The 17,010-nt window shown below is 65.7% G+C and carries 15 protein-coding genes; all 15 read right to left on the bottom strand.

Annotated elements, in window-relative coordinates:
* Positions 1-657 (bottom strand): type VI secretion system tip protein TssI/VgrG (gene tssI / locus ACFOJE_RS03575; protein ID WP_377812893.1); only part of this gene is annotated, 657 nt, incomplete at its 3' end.
* Positions 658-659: 2 nt separating this feature from the next.
* Positions 660-1,991: a type VI secretion system baseplate subunit TssK gene (gene tssK, locus ACFOJE_RS03570; RefSeq protein ID WP_377812892.1), complete on the bottom strand. Its 1,332-nt coding sequence runs from the start codon at positions 1,989-1,991 to the stop codon at positions 660-662.
* A 2-nt stretch (positions 1,992-1,993) separates the two neighbouring features.
* On the bottom strand, positions 1,994-2,470 hold the full coding sequence (gene tssJ, locus ACFOJE_RS03565; protein ID WP_377812891.1) for a type VI secretion system lipoprotein TssJ: 477 nt from the start codon (positions 2,468-2,470) through the stop codon (positions 1,994-1,996).
* A gap of 5 nt (positions 2,471-2,475) precedes the next feature.
* Positions 2,476-3,669 carry a type VI secretion system-associated FHA domain protein TagH gene (gene tagH, locus ACFOJE_RS03560; RefSeq protein WP_377812889.1) on the bottom strand — a complete coding sequence of 398 codons (1,194 nt, stop codon included), beginning with the start codon at positions 3,667-3,669 and terminating at the stop codon, positions 2,476-2,478.
* A 16-nt stretch (positions 3,670-3,685) separates the two neighbouring features.
* Positions 3,686-3,817: a type VI secretion protein gene (locus ACFOJE_RS03555; RefSeq protein WP_377812888.1), complete on the bottom strand. Its 132-nt coding sequence runs from the start codon at positions 3,815-3,817 to the stop codon at positions 3,686-3,688.
* Positions 3,818-3,896: 79 nt separating this feature from the next.
* Positions 3,897-5,417 carry a sigma-54-dependent Fis family transcriptional regulator gene (locus tag ACFOJE_RS03550; protein ID WP_377812887.1) on the bottom strand — a complete coding sequence of 507 codons (1,521 nt, stop codon included), beginning with the start codon at positions 5,415-5,417 and terminating at the stop codon, positions 3,897-3,899.
* 10 nt (positions 5,418-5,427) lie between these two features.
* Positions 5,428-8,016: a type VI secretion system ATPase TssH gene (gene tssH, locus ACFOJE_RS03545; RefSeq protein WP_377812886.1), complete on the bottom strand. Its 2,589-nt coding sequence runs from the start codon at positions 8,014-8,016 to the stop codon at positions 5,428-5,430.
* 11 nt (positions 8,017-8,027) lie between these two features.
* Positions 8,028-9,035: a type VI secretion system baseplate subunit TssG gene (gene tssG / locus ACFOJE_RS03540; RefSeq protein WP_377812885.1), complete on the bottom strand. Its 1,008-nt coding sequence runs from the start codon at positions 9,033-9,035 to the stop codon at positions 8,028-8,030.
* Positions 8,999-10,789 (bottom strand): type VI secretion system baseplate subunit TssF, encoded by a 1,791-nt coding sequence (tssF, locus tag ACFOJE_RS03535; protein ID WP_377812884.1) that lies wholly within the window; start codon positions 10,787-10,789, stop codon positions 8,999-9,001. The genes tssG and tssF overlap by 37 nt, the downstream gene beginning before the upstream one ends.
* Before the next feature lie 442 nt (positions 10,790-11,231).
* Positions 11,232-12,080, bottom strand: coding sequence for a hypothetical protein (locus tag ACFOJE_RS03530; protein WP_377812883.1), 849 nt, complete (start codon positions 12,078-12,080; stop codon positions 11,232-11,234).
* Complete coding sequence (locus ACFOJE_RS03525) at positions 12,080-12,589, bottom strand: PAAR domain-containing protein (protein WP_377812882.1); 510 nt, start codon at positions 12,587-12,589, stop codon at positions 12,080-12,082. Before ACFOJE_RS03525 ends, ACFOJE_RS03530 begins: the two co-directional genes overlap by 1 nt.
* 12 nt (positions 12,590-12,601) lie before the next feature.
* Positions 12,602-13,009: a type VI secretion system baseplate subunit TssE gene (gene tssE / locus ACFOJE_RS03520; protein WP_377812896.1), complete on the bottom strand. Its 408-nt coding sequence runs from the start codon at positions 13,007-13,009 to the stop codon at positions 12,602-12,604.
* 2 nt (positions 13,010-13,011) lie between these two features.
* Positions 13,012-14,487, bottom strand: a complete 1,476-nt coding sequence (gene tssC / locus ACFOJE_RS03515) for a type VI secretion system contractile sheath large subunit (RefSeq protein ID WP_377812881.1) — start codon at positions 14,485-14,487, stop codon at positions 13,012-13,014.
* 25 nt (positions 14,488-14,512) lie between these two features.
* Complete coding sequence (tssB, locus tag ACFOJE_RS03510; protein WP_377812880.1) at positions 14,513-15,019, bottom strand: type VI secretion system contractile sheath small subunit; 507 nt, start codon at positions 15,017-15,019, stop codon at positions 14,513-14,515.
* An 11-nt stretch (positions 15,020-15,030) separates the two neighbouring features.
* Positions 15,031-16,617: a type VI secretion system protein TssA gene (tssA, locus tag ACFOJE_RS03505; protein ID WP_377812879.1), complete on the bottom strand. Its 1,587-nt coding sequence runs from the start codon at positions 16,615-16,617 to the stop codon at positions 15,031-15,033.
* Positions 16,618-17,010 lie beyond the last annotated feature (393 nt).

The raw sequence follows: 17,010 nt of genomic DNA, 5'->3' as shown, positions 1-17,010 counted from the left end.
GAAGCGCTCGATCACCGGCGTATCGGCCACCAGGCCGCTGCCCTGCCGGTAGGCGGTCGGCGCCAGGCGGGGAAACGCCGTCTGGTCGTCGCCGAACACCAGCACATGCCCGTCGGGCGCGTGGCGGAAGTGGTAGTGGATCCCTTCCTCCTCGCACAGCCGCTGGACGAAGTGCAGGTCGCTCTCGTCGTACTGCACGCAGTACTCGCGCGGCGGGTAGTCGCTGCCGAGCGGGAAGCGGCAGGCGTCCTCGAGGATCCCGTGCTCCTTGAGCACCCGGGCGACGATCTGCGGCACGGACAGCTGCTGGAAGATGCGCTGGTTGACCCGCTGGGTCAGGTAGGCCAGCCGCGGCACCAGCGCGACCCGGTAGCGGGTCAGCCGCCGGCCGGATTCGCCCTGGGCGACCCGCTGGATCAGCCCGTGCACGCCGTGGCCGGCGCGGTCGAAGGCGAGAAAGGCCGGCCGGTGCAGCAGGCGCTCCAGATCCAGGTCGGGCCGCTCGCCGACCAGCTCCAGGTCGAAGCGGTAAGGCTGGCTGATCGCCTCGCGGCCGCTGAAGGCGAGCACCTGCAGCTCGGACGGCTGGCCGTCGATGGTCAGGCGGAAGTCGGCCTGACGGGTCTGCACGTGATCGTCCATGTCGCCCATCCCCATGCTCAGTTCCTGACCGCCCAGAACTTCAGTTCGAGTCCGGGAAACTCGCCGGAAACATGGAAGGCGAAGCCGCCGGAGCCTTCCAGCTGGGCCAGCTCCTCGCTGCTGAGCTCCAGGGCGAAGTAGGTCTTGCCGGCGTGGAAGGGAATCTGCCGCGGTGCCACCGGCAGCGGCTTGATCCCGATGCCCGGCAGGTGCAGGTTGACCAACTGGCGGATGCGCTCGACCGGACCGACCTTGAGGTGCGCCGGCAGGCGCGAGCGCAGCTCCTCGGAGTCGCACTGGGCGCTGGCGGCGAGGACGAAGGTGGAGGTGCCGAGCAGCTTGTGGTCGTGCAGCGGCGAGACGCGGATACCGTACTGGCGCTGCTGCAGGGCCAGTTCGATGGCGTGCTGTTCGAGCACCATGGACAGCACCTGGCGGATCGCATCCATCAGCTTGCGGAAGCTCAGGCCCTGATCGCCGTGCTGGTAGCGGCCGTCAAGGCGCGGGCGCTTGCTCTCGCCGGAGAAGGTGGCCAGTTCGCCGAGCAGGCCGAGCAGTTCGCGATAGATCTGCTCCGGATGCACCCGCTCGAGCCCCAGGTAATGGCGCAGCACCGGCTCGTGGCGGTTGATCAGCTGCAGCATCATGAAGTCGCCGACCTCGGCACCGCCGACCTTGCCGGTGGCGCGGATGCGCTCGGCGAGGATGTCGCCCCGATGGGCGAGCATGCCGATCACTTCCTTCAGGCAGGACAGCAGGTAACTCGATGCCTGGAAGTCGATGAAGGTCGGAATGAATTCGCCATCCAGCACGATCACCCCGTCCGGCGTGGTGTCGAGGATGTCGCAGAGCTTGAGGCGGACGAAGGCCTGGTCGCTCTGCCGCTCGCCGAGCAGCAGACGGAAATCCGGACGTGCGGTGCTGACCTGGCTGGAGCCGCCGTCGCCGGCGTTGGAGTCGGCGACTTCCTCGTCGCAGGCGGTGTAGCGCGCCAGCACGTCCTTCTGCTCCGGCCGACGGCTCTCGATGTGGTTGCCGGTGGCCAGCGGCAGTGCCAGGTACACCGGCGTGTTGCTGGTGTTGGGCGGCACGTCGAGAGCCAGCGGCTCGCGCTCGCCGCCGATCTCGAACAGGCTGCCGTCGGGCAGGATGCCGCTGGCCTGGCTGAGCACCAGCTTGCCCATGTTGAGGAACTGGCGGTCGATCTCCAGGCCGAAGAAGCCCCAGGCATAGCTGTCGAGCAACCGGGTACGGGCCTTCAGCTGGTGATCGTAGTAACGGTCGCTCTGCTGGAAATGCTGCGGGCGCAGCAGCATGCCCTCCTGCCAGACTACCTTGTGCGCAGTCATGTCTATTTCCCCGTATTGGCCGGATCGGCGGCAAGATCGCGGATGCCGTGTTCGTCGAGACCGAGTTCGCTGCGGTTGATCGCCTTTTCCTCGAGGGGAATGACGAAGCGCCACTCGGCGTCCGGCAGATCGCGGTAGGCGGCCAGTACGCCCACGTAGCGGCTGCCCGGCTGAACCGAGAGCTTGAGCTCGCGCCGTTCGCCGGGACGCAGTTCGAGCTCCTCCTGGGCCACCCAATCGGGCGCCAGCGCCTGCTTCGGGCTCTGGTAGAGGGCGAAGAAATCGGCGTTCTCGAAAGCCACCGGATGCCTGAGTTCGAGCAGGCGCAGGACGATCGGCGAGGGCCGGCCGTGCAGGTCCGGATTGAGGCGCTCGCTGCCGGCCAGGGTCAGATCCAGCTTGGTCGTGTGGGAATAGGGCGACAGCGCCGAGCAGCCGCCCAGCGCGAGCAGCGCGGCGAGGGTGAGAAAGCGGGGCATGGGGATCATCCTTGCAGGTCGGTGTCGAGGGTGGCGATCAGGCGTACCTGTTCCTCATAGGTCTTGGCGAAGTCCCGGGCGAACAGGCGCTCGCTCCAGTCGTCGTCCCGGGCCAGCGACTCGTGCAGCCGGCGGTAGGCGCGCCAGCGGCTGCCGGCGGTGGCGAGCAGGGGCCGGCGCTCGCGCTCGAAGCGCAGCACCAGCTGCTCCGGCGCGAGCTGCGCCAGCAGGCCCTTGGGCACGGCGCGGCTGGCCGCCAGCAACGCCACCTGGTGCGCCTGCAGATCGCGGTAGGCGCGGCTGATCGCCTGCTCGGCCGACAGCTGGCCGGGCCTGCCGGGCCGCAGCAGGAGGCGCAGGGTCTCTGTGGTATCGCTGCCATGCTTGAGCGGATTGCTGCCGGCGCCCTGTACCGTGGTCAAGGCCAGACGCAGCTCGTTCTTCAGCTCGCTGCGGGTACGCAGGGTCTGCTGCAGGCTGCCGACGCTCTGGCGCAGCAGGCGGGCGGCGTTCAGCGCCAGCTCTTCGCGGGCGTCGTCGTCCAGGTCGTCGAGTTCGAGACCGAGGGCGGCGCCGAAACGCTCCCAGAAATCCGGAGGCAGTCGCTCGGGCTCGATGGTGCGCCCGGGCTGCGGTTCCGGCGCCGGTATCACCAGCTCGGGCAGCGGCAGGTTCTCCTCGTCGATCTGCGCGTAGTCGCGCTGCGGCGCCTGGCTCCTGGGCGGCTGGATGAGCGCGTCCAGTTCGTCCACCTGCGCATAGACGCGCTCCTGCTGATCCAGGGCGACCAGCGGATCGAGGTCGAGGAAGGCGTCGTCCGGGATGATGCTGCCGGCCGGCTGCGGGCGGCCGATATCGCCTTCGAACAGCGCCGGATCCTGGATCAGGCGCGCCCGGATCTCGAAATCGCCCAGACAGTAGACGCTGCCGTGCTCGATGCGCTGGGGCTGGCTCCTGACCAGGCTGGCGCCGCTGTCCTTGAGGCGAATGCCGTTGCTGCTGGTATCGGTGAGATAGAAGGCACCGTCGCGGTAGCTCACCTCGGCATGATGTCCGGAGAGGACGCGCTTGCGGTCCGGGATCACCCAGTCGCAATCCTCGGCACGACCGATGATGCCGCCGGCCTGACGGAAGCTTTTGCTGGTCGCAAGACCCGGCACGAACTGCTGCGCGCCGACTACATCGAAGACCAGTTCCATGGTTGCTGTTATCCCTCTATCGATTGCCGCGGTTGAGCGCCTGCGGATCGCCCAGCGGGCGATAGTCGTCGTCGCTGAATTTGTAGTTGCCGCTGCAGGCGGTCAGCGCCAGAACCAGCAGGGCGGTGGAACAGAAGCGGATCAGCATGCGAAGTCCTTCTCGGGAGTGGAAAAGTGATCGGGTTTCGCGGGGCGACGGCCCACCGGCGCTGAACATGGGCTTGGCCTCACACATCGCTCGGACTGATGTTCAGCCGCTCCATGCGGTACAGCAGAGTGCGCCGGGGCAGGCCCAGCTCGCGGGCGGCCTGGCTCTGGTTGCCGTTGTTCTTGCGCAGGCAGTCGAGCAGCAGGCTGCGTTCGATGCGCTCCATGCGCTCGCGAAGGTTCAGGGTGCTGTCGCAGCCCAGCGGGTCCGGCCGCAGATTGAAGTGCTCGGGCAGCAGCTCGCCGCCCTCGCAGAGCAGCACGGCGCGCTCGACCAGCCCCTTGAGTTCGCGGACGTTGCCGGGGAAGGCGTAGCTGGCCAGGTGCTCCAGCGCGGCATCGGACCAACGGCAGACATCGCGCTGCAGGAAGGCGCAGGCCTTGTCGGCGAAGTGCCGGGCCAGACGCAGGATGTCCTCGCCGCGCTCGCGCAGCGGCGGCAGCTCGATGGGAAAGTGCGACAGGCGATAGAAGAGGTCTTCGCGGAAGCGGCCTTCCGCCACCAATGCGCGCAGGTCACGGTGAGTGGCGGCGACGATGCGCACGTCCACCCTGTGGGTCTCCAGCGAACCCAGCGGACGTACTTCGCCTTCCTGCAGCACGCGCAGCAGCTTGGCCTGCAGAAGGAGCGGCATGTCGCCGATCTCGTCGAGAAACAGAGTGCCGCCGTCGGCAGCGTCGAACAGGCCGGGGCGGTCGCGATCGGCACCGGTGAAAGCGCCCTTGCGGTAGCCGAACAGCTCGCTTTCCAGCAGGTTTTCCGGCAGCGAGGCGCAGTTCTGCACCACGAAGGCGCGACTCCTGCGCAGGCCGCAGTCGTGGATGGCACGGGCCGCCAGCTCCTTGCCGGTGCCGGTTTCGCCGGTCAGCAGCACGCTGACCGGGTTGTGCAGCACCTTGCCGATCAGGCGGTAGACGGCGCGCATGCTCGCCCCGTCGCCGATCAGGCCGTAGCCGCTGGCGCAGGGCGTAACGATTTCGCCATTCGCGCCGTCCTGGTCCTGGTCGTGGGGCCGGCGCAGGCGCTGCAGCAACTGCAGGTGGCTGATGGCGCAGCCGCCGAGATGGCCCAGCGAACTGGCGAAGCCCTGCAGCTCGCGCGACTGCGCGCTGGCGCAGAGCAGCAGGCCGCGGATGCGCGCCCCGGCATCGGAAAGCGGCAGGCACAGCAGACTGCGCCAGGAGCGCGCGCCGCCCGGCAGAAAGCCGGTCTGGTGCAGGCTGCCGTCCAGTTCGCTGAGGCTGAGCACCCGGTTCTGGCACAGGCAGTATTGCAGCAGTTGCTCGCCGTCGTAGTCGCTGGGCAGGCTGGCCGCTTCGCGCGGCTGCAGGAGGCCGTCCAGCCATTCGGCGGACAGGGTCAGGCGAGTGTGGCTGTCGTCCAGCAGATAGAGCTGGCTCAGCTCACAGCCGGTCAGCTGTGCCGCCGCCTGCACCAGGCGGCCGAGCAGCGCCTCGACACTGGCGCTGCGGGTCAGGCTGGCATGTTGCGTCAGCAGCGCTTCGGCATACCGCAAAGGCTGGGGAATCTGGGCGAACATCGGCGGCACCTCAGTCGAACTCGCAGACGACGGCGCCGGCGCCATCCAGGGTCGCATGCACCCGCTGCAGGGTTTCTCCGGCGGCCATGGCATCGAGCAGGCGATCGGCTACCAGTGGCTGCAGATGCCGCTCGATCAGTTGGTCGATCCAGCGCACGCCGCTGTCGCCATGCTTGCAGCGCTCGACGAGATGGCCGACCAGAGGCTCGCCGTGGCTGAACGACAGCTGGCGGCGAGCCAGGCGTTCGCCGAACCGCGCCAGCTTGAGGGCGACCAGTTCATGGAGCAGCTCGCCGGCTACCGGGTAGTAGGGCACCACGCGCATGCGCGCCAGCAAGGCCGGCTTGAAGTGCCGGCTGAGCGCCGGGCGGATGGCCTGCTCCAGCTCTTCGACGGCAGGCCGCCGCCCCTCCTGGCAGAGGGCGGCGATACGCTCGCTGGCGAGATTCGAGGTGAGCAGGATCAGGGTGTTGCGGAAGTCGATCGCCCGACCTTCGCCGTCGTTGGCCACGCCCTTGTCGAAGATCTGGTAGAAGAGGTCGAGCACGTCCGGATCGGCCTTCTCCACCTCGTCGAGGAGGATCACCGAATAGGGCTTCTGCCGCACCGCCTCGGTGAGCATGCCGCCTTCGCCGTAGCCGACATAGCCCGGCGGCGCGCCGATCAGCCGCGAAACCGTGTGCTTCTCCTGAAATTCGGCCATGTTGATGGTGGTGAGGAAGCGTTCGCCGCCATACAGCAGATCGGCCAGGGCCAAAGCGGTTTCGGTCTTGCCGGCGCCGCTGGGTCCGACCAGGAGGAACACGCCCACCGGCGCGTCCGGCTCGTTCAGCCCGGCGGCAGCGGCGCGCATGGCGCGGTCGAGCATTCGTACCGCCTGCTCCTGGCCGCGCACGCGCTGGCGCAGATCGTGGGCAAAGGAGGCGACCCTGGCGTTATGCTCGCGGGCCAGCTGGGCCAGCGGCACGCCGGTCCACTGGCTGATCACCTCGGCTACTAGGCGCGGGCAGACTTCATGGCTGACCAGGCGCTCGTCGGCCTGGGCCGCACTCAGCTCGGCCTGGGCTTCGCACAACCGGCTTTCCAACGGCGCGAGGTTCGGCGGTGATTCGCCATCGGCCGCCAGCCGACGCGCTTCTGCGTACTGCCGACGCAGCTCCAGCAGCCGCTCGGCCAGGGCGCGCTGACGGCTCCAGCGGCTCTCCAGCGCCTCCTGCTCAAGGCGGGCAGCAGCCAGGCGATCTTCCAACTGCCGCAGCGCATCCGGGTCGATCGGCAGACCGGCGTCCAGATCGCGGGTCAGCGCCAGCAGGCGGCGCTCGCCTTCGGCGATCTCGCCACGCAGGCGTTCCAGTGCCTGCGGTGGCGCGGCCAGGCTGATGCGTACGCGGGCGCAAGCGGTGTCGAGCACGTCGACCGCCTTATCGGGCAGCTGGCGGCCGGCGAGGTAACGGGCGGACAGCTCGGCGGCGGCGACCACCGCATCGTCGCGCAGGTAGACGCCATGGCTTTTCTCGTAGACCGGCGCCAGGCCGCGCAGGATGGTCGCCGCCTCGGCCACCGTCGGCTCGACCAGCCGGATCGGCTGGAAGCGCCGGGCCAGGGCCGGGTCTTTCTCGAAATACTTCTTGTATTCGCTCCAGGTGGTGGCGGCGATGGTGCGCAGCTCGCCGCGCGCCAGAGCCGGCTTAAGCAGGTTGGCGGCGTCCGATCCACCGGCCTGACCGCCGGCACCGATCAAGGTGTGGGCTTCATCGATGAACAGGATGATCGGCCGAGGCGAAGCCTTCGCCTCGTCGATCACCCCCTGCAGGCGCCGCTCGAACTCGCCCTTGACGCTGGCCCCGGCCTGCAGGAGCCCCAGATCGAGGCCGAGCAGCTCGACGTCCCGGAGCGCTGCCGGCACCTCGCCACTGGCGATGCGCAGGGCCAGCCCCTCGACCAGAGCGGTCTTGCCGACCCCGGCCTCGCCGACCACGATGGGGTTGTTCTTGCGCCTCCGGGCGAGGATGTCGACCATCTGGCGGATCGCCTCGTCGCGGCAGAGCACCGGGTCGAGCCGGCCGGCGCGGGCCTGGCCGGTGAAGTCGTGGGTGAAGCGCGTCAGCGCCGATTCGCCGCCAGCCACCTGCCCGCGAGAGGGCCGCGCCTGCTGGGCAAGGGCATGGTCGCGCAGGCGCTCGGCATCGATCCTGGCCAGCAGCGGCTGGTAGCGGCTGCCGGCATGACGCAACGTGTTGCGCAGCAGGGCGAGGATCAGCGCGGCCTGATCGATCTGACTCTGACCCAGCTCCAGAGTGGCGACCAGCAGGCCGTCCTGCAGCCACTGCACCAGTTCGGCGGAGAACACCGGGTTGCGCGATTCGCTGGCTTCCGCGCGCGGCTTCAGCACCCGGGCCAGCTCCGCCTCGTCCACTCCGGCATCCTGCAGGGCGCGCCCCAGCAGGCCCTGCGGGCGCTCGAGCAAGCCGAGCAGCAGATCCTCGACGAGGATCCTGCTGCCGCCGCGGGCCACGCAGCGCTCGGCGGCGCCTTCTAAGTCGAGGCGGCTGTCGGCATCCAGGGCCTGTACCAGTTGTTGCAGATCGACGTTGATCATTCCATCAGTCCTTAATGAATGCGGTTGCCCAGGGTGACGATGCCGTCGGCGCGTTCGCGGTCGAGCCAACTGGTCCAGCCCAGCCGGCAAGGATTGCCTTCGCCGATGCGCAGCTCGCGGATTTCGTCCCGGCGCAGCTGCAGGCGGATGTCGTAGTCCAGCGGGTCGCGCAGGGTGAAACGCACCAGGGCGCAGAGCGGCTGGTAGCCCGTACCGAGCGGGAGAAACTCGTGGAAGCGCTCCCAGAACAACTCGCGGATATGGATGCGGAACTTACCGCCGCGGTCGCGCACCCGCTCGCCCAGCACCAGGCTGTCGCCGAGCCGGCTGTTGGCCAGGCCGAGACGGTTGCGTTGCTCGGCAAGGATGTCTACCTGGCGCTCCAGGCATTGCTCGATGGCGAGTTCGGCATGCTTGAAGTAGTAGCGCAGCACCGACTCGATCAGTGCCGCCGAATGGGCACGCAGGCTGAGCAGGCCGAGGTAGGGCAGGAGGCGGTTCCAGTTCAGCTCCCGGGACTGACGGATGGCCGGGCCGCCGAGGCCGATCAGGGCGAACAGCTCGGCGGAGAAGGGGTCGCTGGCGCCGCCGGCGAAACGCACCCAGTAGCGGTACTTCCGCCAGATCGGCAGCAGCAGGCGCTGCAGACGGTTGTTGAAGAGGTCGAGGAAGTCCCGGGTCGGATTGCCGGCTTCGCCGTCGCCGAGAGCCTGTTCGCCATAGAAGGCGGGCAGGGGCGAACCGGCACCGAACAGTCCGACCAGGTTGACGTTCAGCCGCGCCCGCAGCTCGCCGTGCTCCTCGAAGAACTCGACGCGCTCGATGTCGCTGCCGGGAAAGCCCAGGCTCGGATTGGCGACGAACTCCAGCCGCTCGTACAGCGCCGGATCGTCCAGCTCGGGATGTGCGGCTTTCAGTCGCTCCAGCACCATCAGCACGCCCTGGAACAGGCTGTATTCGCGGATGCTCCGGCCGAGCCGGCTCAGAGCAGGGGCTGCTGCCCCATGCGCGGCGTCCATTGATACAACTCTCCCTGAATACTCCGTACGTGCAGCTCGTGATAGGAATTGAGGCTGGCGTACAGGGCGAAGAACTCGTTGAGCACCGAGGCGAAGAGGAACAGGTCCCCATCGCCCAGGTAGTGTTCGGCATCCATCAGCAGCTCGGTGCGCACCCCGCGCACCGGCAGGCCATGGTGCAGGCGGTCGACATGGCGGTGCTCGATACGCCTGAGCCCGCCGAGCCGGCGCTGGCCGACCCTGGCCGCGTGCTGGTCGTAATGACGCGGCAGGTCGTAGGTTTCGAGGATGACCTTGAGCGCCTCGACGTTGGCCAGCGACAGGTAGTTCAGCGACATGTTGCTGATCAGCTTCCAGAGGAAGTCGCGTTCCAGCGGCGGCGCGTAGCTCGGCGTCACCGCGCCGATGTTGCGGAAAGTGAGGAACTCCGGCGTGTCCTCGCTGGGCAGGCAGATATCGCCCGGGGCCAGCTGGCTCGGCAGGTTCTGGTTGGTGCAGGTCAGCTCGATGGACAGCGTCTCGTGCCGGTCGGGATCGCGCTGGCCGAAACTCAGCCAGGTCTCCAGGCCGTCGCCGAGCAGCGAGGGCCGCTGGCGCAGGCTGTAATGCGGCCGGGCCAGCGGCACGTCGAAGCTCGGGTCGTGCTCGAAGGACTCGAACGGCACGTACTCCTCGTAGCCCATGCCGCCGGGCCTCCAGCCGGTGACGCGATCCACCGAGAAGACCCCGCAGTGAAGGGCGTCGTGCTCCGCCGGACGCAGCAGGTACTGATCCTGCTTGCCGTCCAGGCGGATCGGGATGGCGTCGTGGGCGAACAGGTTGACCACCGGCGTGCAGTACAGGCGCAGGTTGTCCAGGGTCGGGCAGATCCGTTCCAGCCCGGCCTTGCGGATATCGAAGCGCAGCTCGAGACCGCGGGCCTGCTTGAGCTGCTTCTCGGGCAGGCGCTGCAGGGCGTCCAGACCGAGCAGATCGACGAACAGGAACTTGTCCTGGAAGGCGAAGTACTCCTGCAGGTAGCGGTAGCCGCGGAAGGTGTTGAGCGGGTAGGGGACCAGCGCCTGGTCTTCGGCGAAACCGACCGGCTGCACCCGGTCGGGCTCCAGGCGCAATGCAGGCAGCGACTGGCCCTGGGCATCCCTGAACGGCTGGCCCTCGCCATCCAGGGCGATCAGCTGGATGCCCTCCAGGTGACGCAGCAGGCCCAGGTAGAGCAGCTGGCTGATATAGCGCTCGCCAGCCAGGTGCAGGCGCAGCTGCCTGAGGTTCAGCTCGCCGAGGTGGCCGTCAGTGCTCATTGTCAGGCGCAGGCTCAACAAGGCGCCATCGCCCTTCACCGAATAGTCCATCGCGCCCAATGCCAGCGGCAGCACCTCGGTGGCGTAGCAGGTGCGGAAGCGGCAGGTCACGCCCCGGTTCGGCCTCGATTCCACCGGCGTGTTCCGCGGTACCGTCAGTGCCGGGCCGGGACGCTCGAGCGGATCGAACTGCAGCATGGCGAAGGCCGGCAGCGGGCGCATGTAGTTCGGCCAAAGCAGGTGCATCAGCGAATGGGTCAGCTCCGGCAGCTCGTCGTCGAGCTTCTGCCGCAGGCGCCCGGTGAGGAAGGCGAAGCCCTCCAGCAGGCGCTCCACGTCAGGATCGCGCCCGCTCTGGCCGAGAAACGGCGTCAGCGCCGGATTGCGCTCGGCGAAACGCCTGCCCAATTGGCGCAGGGCGGTGAGTTCGCTCTGGTAGTAGTGGTTGAAGGACATTTATCTATCCCTGATCCGCCAGTGCTGGTGGCTTGTTCCGAATGAGCAGTGAAAAACGCTGCTCCTGACGTATGAGGTCATGGACACTAACTTCGGTGCGCTAACCGTCTTGATATATAGATGGCTGTGAGTGATAGCCCGCCAGACAGACCGGCAAAGAACAATCCCCGCAAGGGGTGCTCCGGAAGCAGATAGATAAGCACCACAGTGAGCAGTGCACAGGCGAGCGCAACTTTTACTTTCAGGCTCGAAGTCAGGGCAATTAGTCCATTAGTTAGGACGAAGACAACGAAAATGAGCTGGACGGCCAGGCCGATCGCAACGCTTCTAGCGAACGGCTCACCAAATAAGGCGGTGTAAACCTGAAAGCCTATGGACGTAACTATCGGGAATAATAAGCACGCCATTCCATGGCACCCGAAAGCTATCATTAGTTGCCGGCTCATTTCTTCCATTCTCCATATTGCGCAAGGGAGCCGGCAGCGATGGAATTTTGCAGATATTGCAATGATCCCGGCTGGTAAACGGTATTTGCTCTCTCGATTATTCGGACGGTGTGCGGGGTATGAAATAGCTCCTTCCGGATGGCTAACTGGAAATTTTCGGAGGCCCAGAGAGCCCCTCGAAGAACCATATAGTTATCGTATTCATTGGTTGGGTCGTCTTTCGGAGAGAACGGATTGCCGTCCCCATATTCCATGCCGGTCCGCACTGTCTTGCTGATTGCGGCTGATTTGGTTCGCAACTCTTCCAGATATTTCCTGAACGTATCGACAGCGAATGGGATCTGTCCAACCCCGTCGGTCCAGTAGGGTGCGTTGTCGACTATGACCATCAAGAATCCGGCGCCCCCTTCCGAATTGGCTTTCCAATCGCCTTGAAGCCTTGTGGAGAAGCTGATCGACCACCGATCAACGATGGCGAAGTCGATGATTTGCCCCCAAGTAAAGTGTTTATACGCAGAGTAGGCTTCGGAGCCTGGCTTGGATGAGTTCGGATGCAGCCAGATCGGCTTTCGATAATTATCAGCCAGTGGTTCGAACCACTGAATTTTCTCCGAGTAAAGTTTATCGGCCGTTATGATGCGAAAAGGCTTTTCATCCTGCTTCGGTCGGACGGCGAATAGGGGGAAACCGTTCTTACGCGTAATCAGCCAAGCTTTGGGAGCTTTGATTTTCAGCGCCTTCTTGTCCTCGCTTGGAGTGCTTTCGGACTGCACCTTGAGTTCGGTCTTGCCATTGCTGGTCTCGAAGGTATAGGTGACTCCGTCAATCGTGATGAGGGTTTCCATCACTCTTCTCCGGAGATGTAAAGCGTAAGGGCTTCTTTTCGGCTTCCGGTGGAAATGCTGCCGGTCATGCCGTTCTCCATGGTAGCGCCCTGCTTGACGATGCCGCTCTCGGACACGATGCGGTACGAAAGACTCTTCAAGGGTTGGCCATCCTCCGTCTCAACAGCGAACAAGCGGTCAAAGCCAGCGGCCAAGTGGACTGGGCTCGGCGAAGTAAACTCCGCCACCACCAAACTCGTTCCGATCAACACAGTCCCCGACCCACCCACCACCACATTCCCATGGCTACCCACCGAGCCCAATACGGCCGCCGGCTTGCCATTGATCAGCACGTTGGGAATCAGATCGCCGCTCATGGCGCCGCCGCAGGCCGAGGCATCGCCCAGCCGTGCAGCCGGCAGGCCGTCGAACAGCACGTCGGGCGAGCCTTGGGCGATGGGGTTGGTGCCATGGCCGGGAACCGGGCAGTCGGTGGGATCGCCCAGGCGGGCGGCGGGTTTTCCGGACATCCGTGGTCTTCCTCACTGAACCTTCACTTGTCCGCTGCCATCCAGGCTGGCGGCGAAGCTGACCTGACGCTTGAAGCCGTCCACGTCCAGCAGCCCTTCGATGGCGAAATTGAGGCTGAGCGGGTCGTGGTCGCGCGGCAGGGAAACCACCCGCACCTGACGCAGGCGCGGCTCGTAGGCCTCGATGAAACGCTCGATGGCACTGCGTGCCTGCTGCAGCGAATCGTGCAACGACAAGCGCATGTCGTTGAGATCGGGCAACCCGTAGTCGGGCAGCGTCTGCACGCTGCCCGCCCGGGTGCTGAGCATCTTCGCCAGGTGGACAGCCACCGAGGCCGTGACGGCCACCTCGCGGCTCCAGCCGGCACGCCGGCTGGCCTCGCCGCCCAGGCGCTCGAACAGGCTGCCATAGCTCACGATGCTTATTCCTTGTCCAGCTTGCCGACCAGCGACAGGGTGAAGTCCGCCCCCATGTACTTGAAGTGCGGCCGCACGCTGAGGCTGACCCGATACCAGCCCGGCTCGCCATCCACGTCGCTGACGCCGATCTGGGCGGCGCGCAGCGGACGGCGGCCGCGGACTTCGGCGCTGGGGTTGTCCTGGTCGGCGACGTACTGACGGATCCACTTGTTCAGCTCGCGCTCCAGGTCGCTGCGCTCCTTCCAGGCGCCGATCTGCTCGCGCTGCAGCACCTTCAGGTAGTGGGCCAGGCGGTTGACGATGAACAGATAGGGCAGTTGGGTGCCGAGCTTGTAGTTCAGCTCGGCGGCGCGGCCTTCCTCGCTGTTGCCGAAGAACTTGGGCTTCTGCACCGAATTGGCGGAGAAGAAGGCGGCGTTGTCGCTGCCCTTGCGCATGGTCAGGGCAATGAAACCCTCTTCGGCCAGCTCGTATTCGCGACGGTCGGAGACCAGTACCTCGGTGGGAATCTTGGTCTCGATCTCGCCCATGCTCTCGAAGTGATGCAGCGGCAGGTCGTCCACCGCGCCGCCGCTCTGCGGACCGACGATGTTCGGACACCAGCGGAACCTGGCGAAGCTGTCGGAGAGACGGCTGGCGAAGGCGTAGGCGGTGTTGCCCCACAGGTAGTGCTCGTGATCGTTGGCCACGGTCTCCTTGTAAACGAAGGTCTTCACCGGATTGTCCTGCGGGTCGTACGGGGTGCGCAGCAGGAAGCGCGGCAGGGTCAGGCCGACGTAGCGGGAGTCCTCCTGCTCGCGGAAGCTCTGCCACTTGGCGAACTGCGGCCCGTCGAAGTGATCCCTGAGATCCTTCAGATCGGGCAGGCCGGTGAAGCTATCCAGACCGAAGAACCCGGGACCGGCGGCGGCGATGAAAGGGGCGTGGGCCATGCTGGCGACGCTGGCGACGTACTGCATCGTCCTCACGTCCGGCGCGCTGGGGTCGAAGAAGTAGTTGGCGATCAGCGCCCCCACCGGCTGGCCGCCGAACTGGCCGTACTCGGCGGTGTAGATGTGCTTGTAGAGGCCGGACTGGACCACCTCCGGGCTGTCCTCGAAGTCCTCCAGCAGGTCTTCCTTGGAGGCGTTGAGCACCTCCAGCTTGATGTTCTCGCGGAAGTCGGTGCGGTCCACCAGCAGCTTGAGGCCGCGCCAGGCCGACTCCAGGGACTGGAACTGCGGGTGATGGAGGATCTCGTCCATCTGCCGGCTGAGCTTGCCGTCGATCTCGGCGATCATGCGGTCGACCAGGGCCTTCTTCACCGGCTCGTGCTCGTTGTGCGGCTTGAGCAGTTCCTCGATGAAGGCCGAGATGCCGCGCTTGGCGATGTCGTAAGCCTCGTCGCCGGGGGTCAGGCGGGTTTCCGCGATGATGCGATCGAGAATGCCGGATTCGGCCGTGCTCTGTTCACGTGCTACTGCTGCGCTAGTGCTCATCAATCAGCGTCCTTGTCGCTCGGTATCAGGAATTCGGCTTGTCCTGGGCAGCGAGGCCCAGCTCGGCGAGCACCCGCTCGCGGGAGGCGTCGTCGGCGAGCACGCTCTCGATCGCCTTGCGGAAGGCCGGGGCGTTGCCCAGCGGGCCCTTGAGGGCGACCAGGGCGTCGCGCAATTCCATCAGCTTCTTCAGCTCCGGCACCTGCTCGACCAGGCTGGCCGGGTTGAAGTCCTTCATCGACTGGATGCGCAGCTGCACCAGCAGCTCCTCGTCGCAGGGCTCGTCCTGCAGGCGGTTGGGCACGCCGAAGGTCAGGTTCAGTTCCTGCTTGGCCAGCACCTCGTCGAAGCTGTGCTTGTCGATGGCGATCGGCTTGCGATCCTCGATCTTGCGGGCGTCGGGGCGCTGGGTGAAATCGCCGAGCACCATCAGTTTGAGGGGCAGTTCGATCTCTTCCTGGACGCCGCCGGTGGCGGGCTTGAAGGTGACGTTGATGCGTTCCTTGGGGGCTACCGAGCCTTCTTTGGCCATGGTGTTCTCCGTTACGGTGATGGCCCGAAGGCCGGGTCCAGCGCCACCTCGAGATCGAGGTGGCACAACCTGCGGTAGATCTCGTCCTTGCGTTCGCGCACCGCATGGTTCTGCGGCAGCAGCTCGCAGCAGCTGTGCAGCAGGTGCAGCACTTCCAGGGCAAGATCGGGCTCCCAGTCGCCGAGGCCGGAGGCCGTCAGCTGCTGATCGAGGGATTCGAGCTGGGTCTTGGCCAGTTCGTACTTCTTCGCCTGGTAACACAAACGGGCCAGGGCCAGCTGCCAGTAGAAGCGTTCGCGACCGCCACGAGCCCGGGCGAGGCCCCGCTTGAGCTGCTGCACGGCAGCCTTCAGGCCGTCATCGCGCAGCACCGCCTGCACGTCCCGCAGCGCCTGGCCCCAGGCCGGCATGGCCCCGGCAGCGACCGGTTGTTCGGGCTCGCGGCGACTTTCCGGCCTGTGCAGATGCGGCATGACCCGGGACGCCAGCCAGGCGCGGGTCTCGGCATCGGCGAAGGGCGTGCCGTCGTGAAAGCGCAGCGCCTCGAGCCCCGGCAGGCGCTGGAGGAACAGCGCCAGCTGGATCTCCACTTCGCGCATGGCCGTCTCTTCCCGGAGGGCCTGCAGGCACGACCACACCAGACGCTGGCCATCAAGCCAGAAGGGCGAGCGGGCGAGGCTGGCTTCCAGATCCACCAGCAGGTCGGCATAAAGCCCCTGGGCGAAGCGCTCACGGTAGCTGGCCAGCCGGTCAGCCGGCTGGCCACGCAGGGCCGTGACCTGCTCGGCGCTGCGCTCCGGCAGGCTGTCGATCGGCAGCCAGAGTAAGGTGCGAGCCAGACGCAGTGCCTTGAGGTCGCAGGCTTTCTGCTTCAGCCACCAGGCACATAACGGGCGCGCCTGCTCCTGCAGAAAACGCAGACTCTTGTGAGCCTCCTTCTCGCTATCCACGCCGGCAGCGGAAGAGAGAATCTGGGTCGCGGCCTGCTTGACCTGGGCGATGGCGGCTACTACCGGGCCAGGCTCGGGTTGTCCGCGACTGGTGCGCTCGATCATCTCGTCCAGTCGCCGGCAGAGCGGCAGCAGCAGGGGGGCCTCTTCGCCGAGATGACCGGACAGGCATTGTTCCAGCGCCCGCAGATGACCGGCCAGGGAGCGGAACAACGGCAACTGCTCGCCCAGGGGTACCTGTTCGCCCAGAGCCTGCTCCATACGAGGCAGCAGCCAGCCGATAGCAGCGGCACGGGTTCGGGGCTTGCGCGGGTGCAGTTCGCTCCAGTGCTCGAGACAAAGGTGGCGCAGCAGGCCCAGCCCGGCTTCCAGGCCGGCGAAGGAATCGCACTGGTAGAGCCCCCAGATCAACCAGGCGGCAATCCGCAGATCCTTGGACTGTTCGGCGAGCAGTACTTCGCTATGCTCGCGAACTTTCTGCCAGTCCACGCTACCGCCCCCGTGCAGCGCGGAAGCCTTGCCCAGTTCCTTTTCCAGCAGCTCGTATTGATCCGTATAACGGACATCCGCGCCGGCGAAGTTGCCCTCGCTAATGGGGGAACTGGCCAACCTTAAATAGCGAACGGCCAGTTCGGTCGAGTGTTTCAATCCCTGAATCCTAATTGTCATGCGCGATCATTCGAACTTGGCGAATAATCAAAAGAAGAACTTCCCCATCAATTGCGCAACTTTTTGCGCACTTCTAAAAGTTCTCGCACGGAATCAAAAACTCTTACAGGGCGCGCATCCTATCCCCTATGTTCTTTATAAAGTGTGAACCATTAGAACTTATGGGAAATTCCAGAATTCATCTTCAAGCAAGTGAAAAATGCGAATTATTAATCTTTGGCGCCAACTCGCTTTTCCATCAAAGACCGACCGTCTAATCATCCGATAAATACAGAGATAGTTTGACTATCAAGGATCTGTAATCTTCCCGACTAGAGCCAAGCATTGAATCAATGGGGCCACAGCACGGGACAATTAACGATTGCCGGCAAC

The organism is Azotobacter bryophylli (genome assembly GCF_042643485.1).
Taxonomy (GTDB): domain Bacteria; phylum Pseudomonadota; class Gammaproteobacteria; order Pseudomonadales; family Pseudomonadaceae; genus Azotobacter; species Azotobacter bryophylli.
This window is presented reverse-complemented; position numbering and strand designations above follow the sequence as displayed.